The sequence below is a fragment of the Trichloromonas sp. genome, assembly GCF_041583255.1.
Classification (GTDB): domain Bacteria; phylum Desulfobacterota; class Desulfuromonadia; order Desulfuromonadales; family Trichloromonadaceae; genus Trichloromonas.
Genome location: NZ_JBFHGD010000148.1, coordinates 1 through 8,440 on the forward strand (window position 1 = coordinate 1; position 8,440 = coordinate 8,440).

An 8,440-nucleotide genomic window follows, 5' to 3' on the forward strand; every position below is an offset into this window, starting at 1 on the left:
AAGATTTTTGTTGCTTACCCCGGCTTGCCCGAGGGGGAGTTGACGCGTATTCGCGCTGAGGTGGTCAGCGAAGCGGGCCTTGCCCAGGTTGGCCGTCGTCTTGAAGTCGGCAACTGCCTGCGCCTCGGGCGCGGTGAATTGCGCACTGGCGGCCGCGACAAGGACAGCCTTGTCGCCAACGCTCTCGAAGCGTTGATTGGCGCCGTTTACTGCGATGGGGGGTTTCACGCGGTTCAGCAGATGGTTTTGCGATTGTTTGAAGCATCCATTGACCGCTCGGCCAAGCGTAAAATCGGGATTGATTTCAAGACCCGGCTGCAGGAGTTGATGCAGGCCCGCTTCGGTGCGCCTCCTGAATACACCCTGCTTGAGGCCGAAGGCCCCGATCATCAGCGGAGCTATACGATCGAGGTTCGGCACGCAGGACAGAGCATTGGCAGGGGGAGCGGAAGGAGCAAGAAGGTTGCCGCCCAGCAGGCGGCTCACCAGGCCTTGGAAGCGCTCGGGGAATAGCCCTTGCGCATCTACCCGTTTTTTATCGACCATGCCGGCTGTCCGCATCGCTGTTCGTATTGCCGCCAGGAAGCATCGGTCGGGCACCCGGCGACCCTGACCGCAGCGGATGTCGCCCGGCAACTTCCGGAAATGCTTGAACACGGCAGGGGCGGGGAGGTGGCCTTCTACGGCGGAACCTTCACCCTTTTGCCGACTGCGGACCAGCGGGCGTATCTTGAAGCCGTATCGCCCTATCTCGGCTCCGGCGAAGTCGGCGGCATCCGGATCTCTACCCGTCCGGATGCTCTGGCTGTCGAGCAGATCGAGTTGTTGAAGGGCTGTGGCGTGTCGACCGTCGAGGTCGGTTGCCAGTCCTTTTCCCGCGAGGTGCTTACCCGTTCGTTTCGCGGACATGGCCCGGAGGCGGCCCTGCAATCGGTTTTTCGCCTGCAGCAGCACGGCATTCGGGTCGGCATTCAATTGATGCCTGGATTGCCCGGCGGCAGCCGGAAGGAAGCTTTGGCCTCGCTGTCTCAAGCGCTCAGTCTCAAACCGGATTTCCTGCGTATCTACCCTGTCGTGGTGCTGCGCGATACCCTGCTGGCCAGGCAATACGCGGCCGGTCAGTTTTCGCCCCTGGCACTGGATGAGGCCGTCGACTTGTGCGCTGAAATGGTGTGGCATTGCCAGCGGTTTTCGGTGCCGGTCATCCGGGTCGGTCTGCAGGCAACCGACGGGCTGAATCAGGGCGATGCCGTGCTGGCTGGCCCCTACCATCCGGCGTTCGGACAACTGGTGCGCTCCCGCCTGTGGCTGCGAGCGCTGCAAAACCTCGCTTCAACTGGTCACAGATCGGTTTTGGTTCATCGCGCCGACCTGGCCGATGCGCTGGGGAACAAGCGGCATAATATTGTTTACCTGCAACAGAAATATCCGTATTTTACCGTTCGGGCAGTGCCGGAATCGGCGCGCCAGACGCTCACCAGCGACCTGGACACCGGGACTCTGCACGAGCTTTCAGCCTATCCCATAGAGGAGTTCATTTTTTGACCGAATCAGCTAATTTCAAGTCCGGCTTCGTTTCCATCGTAGGTCGTCCGAACGTCGGCAAATCGACCCTGCTCAACCGAATCCTTGGTCAGAAAATCGCCATCGCTTCCAATAAGCCGCAAACCACCCGCAACCGCATCCTCGGCATCCACAATGTGCCGGGGGCCCAGATCCTGTTCCTCGACACGCCAGGGATTCACCGGGCTTCCGGCAAGTTAAACAAATACATGGTTGACCAGGCCTTGAGTGCCTGCTCTGGTGTCGACCTGATCCTGTATGTGGTTGAGTCAACCGACCGGATCGGTACGGATGATGATTTTATTCTCGATGCGCTGGCCAAGGGCGGGGTGCCGGTCGTTCTGGTCATCAACAAGATCGATTTGGTGCAAAAGCAGCGCCTGCTGGCGCTGATGGAAGCGTATTCCAAGCGGTTCGCCTTTCGTGAAATCATTCCGGTATCCGGCCAAAACGGTGAAAACGTCGAGCGGATGCTGTCACTGATACCGTCCTATCTGAAGGAGGGACCGGCGTATTATCCTGAAGATATGATCACCGACTTGCCGGAGCGGTTCATCGTGGCCGAAATGATCCGTGAACAGGTGCTCAAGCAGACTCGCGACGAAATCCCCTACCGGGTTGCAACACTGGTGGAGAGCTTTGAGGAAAGGCCGGAAAAAGACCTGGTGGTGATTAACGCCGTAATCATTGTCGAGCGCGATTCGCACAAGGGGATCCTGGTCGGCAAGAGAGGGGAGAAGATCAGTGCCATCGGCAAGGCCGCCCGGTTCGATATCGAACGGATGCTGGGCACCCGGGTTTTCCTCGAACTTTTTGTCAAGGTACAGAAAAACTGGACTGAGTCCGACCGCCTGCTCAGGGAATTCGGTTACGAATAACCCCGGCGTTGCTTCACCTTCAGTCTATCCAAGAAAGAAAAAGGTCTCCCTTTATGTCAGTTGTAGCCATTGTCGGCCGGCCCAATGTCGGCAAGTCGACCCTGTTTAATCGAATTCTCGGCCAGCGGAAAGCCATAGTTGAGGATTTCCCCGGGGTAACCCGTGACCGTCACTACGCCGAAGTGACCCGCTTTGAAAAGCCCTTTACGCTCATCGACACCGGAGGTTTCGAGCCGGTCAGTGAAGACCGGCTGCTGATCCAGATGCGGGAACAGTCGCAGTTGGCCGTTGAAGAAGCGGACGTCATTCTTTTTGTCATGGATGCCCGCGAAGGGCTGACCCCCTCGGATGCCGAAGTAGCCTCCATGCTGCGCCGCTTCACCAAGCCGGTGCTGTATGTCGTCAACAAGGTCGATGGCGACAACCTGGAAGCGGCGGCCGGCGAATTCTATTCTCTCGGGGCCGATGAACTCCATACCGTTTCGGCCGAACATGGTCGTGGTGTTCCGGATCTCGTCGATTCGGTCATGGCCCTGCTCCCGGAGGCTCCGGCCAATGTCGAAGGGCAGGACGAAGTCCGCCTGGCGGTCATCGGTCGGCCCAACGTCGGCAAATCGTCGCTGGTCAACCGGCTGCTCGGATACGAGCGGGTGGTCGCCAATCCCCTCGCCGGAACCACCCGTGACAGCGTCGACACCCCGTTCACCTACAACCAGAAGCGGTATGTGCTGATCGATACCGCAGGCATCCGCCGCAAGGGGCGGGTCAGTCAGAAGCTGGAGAAATTCAGCGTCATCCAGGCGTTAAAGGGAATGGACCGGGCTCATGTGGTGCTGGTCGTGATCGACGCCGAGGAAGGGGTTACCGACCAGGACATGACGGTGGCCGGCTACGCCTACGAAAAAGGCCGTGCTGTTATCCTTGTGGTCAACAAGTGGGACACGGTGGAAAAAGACAACTCCACCATGAAGAATTATCTTGATAAGTTAAAAGTATCCTTCAAGTTTCTTGCCTTTGCGCCCGTTCTGTTTGTGTCTGCCTTGACCGGGCAGCGTGTTGCCAAGATCATGGCCGAGGTTGAAAAAGTCGCGGCCGAATTCAACAAGCGCATCCCGACACCCGGCCTGAACAAGATTCTAGCCGAGGCGGAAAAAAGTCATCAGCCGCCGGTTTATCAAGGCAAACGGCTGAAGTTTTTCTACATGACGCAAGTCAGTACCCGTCCGCCCACTTTTGTGGTCTTCGTCAACAAGGCCGAGGGGGTGCATTTTTCCTACCAGCGCTACCTCATCAATAAGCTGCGCGAAGCCTTCGGTTTTGAAGGGGTGCCGGTGCGGGTGCTGTACAAAGATCGGGAGCGATAGAGGGAGTAAAAAGGCTTTACATGTATGAACTCCTTGCGATATAGTAAAAGTCATTTAATTTTCAGCTGTTACAATGTCATTGCAGGAAAGGCTGAAAATAACGTCGAAGCACAGTCCGGATTCTCATGAGCCTTGTTGGAAATCTTGAAGACCTGGGTCTGGGGGATATCCTTCAGATCGTCAGTCTCAGCCGCAAGTCGGGGGTGCTGGCCCTGAAGAGCAGGAATCGTGAAGGCAAGGTCGTATTCCTGCATGGCAAGGTCATCCATGCGACATCGAGCGTTTTCCCCGAAAACTTCGGCAGCCTTCTGGTTCGTCGGAGCGTGGTAGACGTCGAAACGCTTAAAGGTGCTCTTGCCCTGCAGGGAAAGATGGCAGACCCGCCTTTGCTCGGTGTCATTCTCGCCCAGAACTTCGGCATTTCAGCCGAATCGGTTGAAGCTGTCGCCAGGGAGCAGATCGAACGGATTATTTACAGTTTTTTCGGCTGGTCGGAGGGGTCCTTCGCTTTTGAACTCGGTGAACCGGATCAGCTGTCCGTCTGTAAGCTCAACCCAATGCAGCGGTTTTTGCAGCAGGGGCTGAATACCCAGTGGCTGGCGATCGAAGGTAGCCGGATTATTGATGAAAAGCGGCATCGGGGGGAATCGCTCGATGTGCAGACCGATCTTGCGTTATTGGCCGAAACGCAGATGCGTCAACCACCGTCAGAAGACGTCGAGGCGATTCCTGAGTTTACTGGCCCCGCAGCGTATGATTTTGCCGCCGATCTGCTTGAAGAAATCGGTGAGCAGGGAGGGGCTTCCGCAGGTGCAGCAGGGCTGGAACCCGGAGCGCTGAAACAGCTCAAGGGAATGGTTCAGGAATTGAACAGTCCCGCGCTCGGGGGGGGGATTATCCTGTTGGTTCTGCGGTTTGCAAGCGAGTTCATGAACCGGGCGGTGATTTTCATCGTCAAGGAAAAAGAGATTGTCGGGCTGGGGCAGTTTGGTATAGAGTTTGACGAAGAATCTGCTGACGCACGAATTCGCAAAATGCGGATTCCTGTCGACGAACCTTCTATTTTTAATGAAGTACTTTCTGAAATGATTCCCAAAAGGGTGGGGCTCGAAGATTGTCGCTGGGATAATTACCTAAAACAAAGCCTGGGTGGCGAGGAACCCGAGGAAATTTTCCTCGGCCCGTTGGTCAGTGAAGGGCGGGTTGTTGCCGTGCTGTATGGCGACAATCTTCCGCAGAAAGTTCCTGTCGGCGAAACCGAAGCCCTGGAGATCTTTCTGACTCATGCCGGCCTGACCATGGAAAAAGCCCTGCTTGAACAAAAACTACGCAAACAGCTATCCAATTGATGCGAAGAGGGTGCAGTGGCTAAAAAAATTCTGATAGCCGAAGATTCATCGACGATGCGTTCCCTTATCGGGTCAACTATTGCGGCTATGGGCGACTATGATGTTGTGGAGGCCGCCAATGGCTTTGAGGCCCTTCGCATCCTGCCGCGAGAATTGGTTGATATGGTTATCACCGATATCAACATGCCGGACATCAACGGTCTTGAACTGATCAGTTTCATTCGCAGCAACGCCAATTACAAATCGCTGCCGCTGGTTATTATCAGCACCGAAGGGAGTGAAAAAGATCGCCAGAAAGGGCTGAGCCTTGGCGCTGACGCTTACCTGGTGAAGCCTTTTGTGCCTGAAGAGCTTCAAAACCTTATTCGGAAAATTCTCGGCTAGGAGGTCATGGTGGGGGGTCCATCGTCCCAGGCGATCACTGATTTTCTTGGCGAAGCCGAAGAAATCATTGAAAATTTAAATAATGACCTGATGACGCTGGGTGATTGTGCCGAGAGCGGCAGCTGCGAGCCTGATCTGCTCAACCGGATTTTCCGCGGAGCTCATTCGCTCAAGGGCCTGTCCGGCATGTTCGGCTTTGACGATGTCGCTTCTCTGGCCCACCACCTTGAAAACCTGCTTGACAGCCTTAGGCTCGGCAAGGTTTCACTCGGCAGCGATCTTGTTTCGGTGCTTTTTGACGGCATGGAAGTGCTGACCCGCCTGGTCGACGGCAAAGCGGAAAACCCGGACTTCACCTCAGATCTGAGCCCGATCCTGCAGCGCATTGAAAATACGCTTCACGGCAACAGTTCGGCGGACACCAATCCCTTCTCCGGCTACAACATCGATCCAGAAATCATCACCGTACTCACTGAGTACGAAGAACATCGCCTTCTGGAAAACCTCAAGCTGAAAAAGAATCTTCTCAAGATCAAGGTCGATTTCGATATCTGCACCTTTGACCAGGATTTGGGAGGACTGTCCGATCTAATTAAAAAGCACGGTGAGGTCATCAGCACCCTGCCTTCAGCGGGCGACCTGGCCGACCGCATTGCATTTCAGATCATTGTCGGCACCGACAAAAAAACCGAAGAGATTGTCGAGCTGCTTGGCCGCGACGAGGCGATGGTCGAATCTGTCATCGGCGGCAGCAAGCCCGCCCCTCCGTTTAAAGAGGTGGTCTTCGAAACACCACCTCCTGAAGTTCTGCCGCCATCGGTTCAGCAACCGCTCGAAGATGCTGCCCAGACCGCTCAAGCTTCCGCTCGTTCGATCAGCCGCACGGTACGGGTCGATATTGACAAGCTCGACCTGCTTATGAACGTTGTCGGTGAACTGGTCCTTTGCAAAGCGGCAATATCCCGTATCTGCGATCGTCTCAAGGGGGAGGGAAGTCGCGAGCTCGGAACAGAGCTGCAGAAGGCAAACCGGGCTCTCGAACGTCGGCTAGAAGAGTTGCAAAAAGGGGTCATGGAGGTTCGCATGGTTCCCGTGGCTCAACTGTTCGACAAAATGAACCGGATCGTCCGCAAGGTGGCCAGTGAAAGGGATAAACGGATTTCGCTTGAGATCCACGGCGCCGATACCGAATTAGACAAGCTGATTGTCGAAGACCTGTCCGACCCGCTCATGCATATCATCCGCAATTCGATTGATCACGGCATTGAATCTCCGGATGAACGGCGAGCGGCCGGCAAGCCTGAAAAAGGCACTGTTCGCTTGTCCGCAGCCCAGAAAGGTAATCACGTCGTCATTGAAATCCAGGATGACGGCCGCGGGATCGATTCTGAAAAGGTCCGTTTGAAGGCCGTTGAAAGGGGGCTGGTGTCGGCCAGCGCCAACCTGACCCGAGAGCAGGTCTACGACCTTCTGTTCACCCCCGGATTCTCTACCGCAGATAAAGTCAGCGACATTTCCGGTCGCGGGGTGGGGATGGATGTCGTCAAGAACAACATTGCCCTCCTTTCCGGGATGATTGAACTGGACAGTGCCGTCGGTGTCGGAACGGCGATGACGATTACCCTGCCGATCACTCTGGCCATCATCAAGGCCCTGATCATAAAGGTTTGCGGCAAGACCTACGCCATTCCCATTAATTCCGTTCTGGAAACGATCATGGTGGAGCCGTCCGCCGTGCGTACCATCGAACGTAAGGAAGTCATCGAACTTCGTGAAAGCACGCTGCCGCTGTTGTGGCTCGGAGATATTTTCAATCTTTCTGAGCAGGGTAGAGCTAAAGGACGTTTCTTCGTTGCCGTGGTCGGCCTTGCCGACAAAAAGGTCGGCATTGTCGTTGATGAACTTCTTGGACAGCAGGATGTCGTAATCAAATCACTTGGCGAGTCCCTCTCTTTTGTCCGGGGGATTGCCGGAGCGGCGGACCTTGGAAACCAAAAAACGATTCTTGTTCTGGATGTCGGTGGCCTCATGAGCGAAGCTCTCAGGGGAGATTCGGCGTTTTATGTATAAGGACTTTTACGGTCTGACGGAACGTCCTTTCAGTAAGACCCCGGATCCCAGGTTTCTGTTTCAGAGTAAAATGCACCGGGAGGCCCTGGCGCGGTTGCTCTACGCGGTCGAAGAGCGTGACCTGATCCTGCTGACTGGTGAGATTGGTTGCGGCAAAACCACGCTGTCGCGGGCCTTGATGGACGAACTGTCCGAGGGGTTCAAGGTCCTGCTTTTTATCAACCCCCGACTGTCGCCGATGGAATTCCTTCGGGCCCTGGCACTGCGGTTGGGCATTGCGGATCCGGCGAGGTTCAAGACCGATCTGCTGGAACAGATCGGTGCCGAACTCTACCGCCTGTTTCAGCTGAACATCTGTCCGGTTCTGGTGGTGGATGAGGCTCAGCTGGTGCCGCACAAGGACACCTTTGATGAAATCAGGCTGCTGACGAATTTTCAGCTGGATGACCGCAACCTTATGAGTGTGATACTGATGGGCCAGCCAGAATTGCGAAAGCGCCTGGCGCACCGGGCGTATGAGCCCCTTCGGCAGCGGATCGGCATGCAATATGATTTGCAGCCGCTCTCTTTGGACGATACGACGGCATATATCGATTATCGATTGCAGGTTGCCGGCGGTGAAGCCGGATTATTTCTGCCCGCAGCGATAGAGATGATCTATGCCTATTCAGGGGGGGTGCCTCGCAAGATCAACCACGCGGCCTCCCTGGCTCTGCTGGAAGGTTTTGGCCGGGAAGTCAGACCGATCGGCCCAGAAATCATCCGATCCATCATGGCGGAATTGTCTCTGTCTTCTTGAACCGAAAAAACGGAAGCCTACAATGGATCTCGC

At 55.7% G+C, this 8,440-nt stretch carries 8 protein-coding genes; all 8 read left to right on the forward strand.

The genetic code is table 11. The annotated features are described in order from the left end of the window. A partial coding sequence (gene rnc / locus ABYV89_RS11815; protein WP_432823157.1) for a ribonuclease III occupies positions 1-513 on the forward strand: 513 nt, incomplete at its 5' end. Positions 514-516: 3 nt separating this feature from the next. Then, positions 517-1,545 carry an elongator complex protein 3 gene (locus ABYV89_RS11820; protein WP_432823158.1) on the forward strand — a complete coding sequence of 343 codons (1,029 nt, stop codon included), beginning with the start codon at positions 517-519 and terminating at the stop codon, positions 1,543-1,545. After that, positions 1,542-2,441 carry a GTPase Era gene (era, locus tag ABYV89_RS11825; RefSeq protein ID WP_432823159.1) on the forward strand — a complete coding sequence of 300 codons (900 nt, stop codon included), beginning with the start codon at positions 1,542-1,544 and terminating at the stop codon, positions 2,439-2,441. The genes ABYV89_RS11820 and era overlap by 4 nt, the downstream gene beginning before the upstream one ends. A gap of 53 nt (positions 2,442-2,494) precedes the next feature. Continuing rightward, positions 2,495-3,805: a ribosome biogenesis GTPase Der gene (gene der / locus ABYV89_RS11830; RefSeq protein ID WP_432823160.1), complete on the forward strand. Its 1,311-nt coding sequence runs from the start codon at positions 2,495-2,497 to the stop codon at positions 3,803-3,805. 125 nt (positions 3,806-3,930) lie between these two features. Further along, positions 3,931-5,154 (forward strand): DUF4388 domain-containing protein, encoded by a 1,224-nt coding sequence (locus ABYV89_RS11835; RefSeq protein ID WP_432823161.1) that lies wholly within the window; start codon positions 3,931-3,933, stop codon positions 5,152-5,154. Between the two features lie 15 nt (positions 5,155-5,169). Further along, positions 5,170-5,538, forward strand: a complete 369-nt coding sequence (locus ABYV89_RS11840) for a response regulator (protein WP_432823162.1) — start codon at positions 5,170-5,172, stop codon at positions 5,536-5,538. 6 nt (positions 5,539-5,544) lie between these two features. Continuing rightward, on the forward strand, positions 5,545-7,608 hold the full coding sequence (locus ABYV89_RS11845) for a chemotaxis protein CheA (protein WP_432823163.1): 2,064 nt from the start codon (positions 5,545-5,547) through the stop codon (positions 7,606-7,608). Beyond that, entirely contained in the window at positions 7,601-8,407 is an 807-nt protein-coding gene (locus tag ABYV89_RS11850) for an ExeA family protein (protein ID WP_432823164.1), read from the forward strand. Before ABYV89_RS11845 ends, ABYV89_RS11850 begins: the two co-directional genes overlap by 8 nt. Positions 8,408-8,440: the final 33 nt, after the last annotated feature.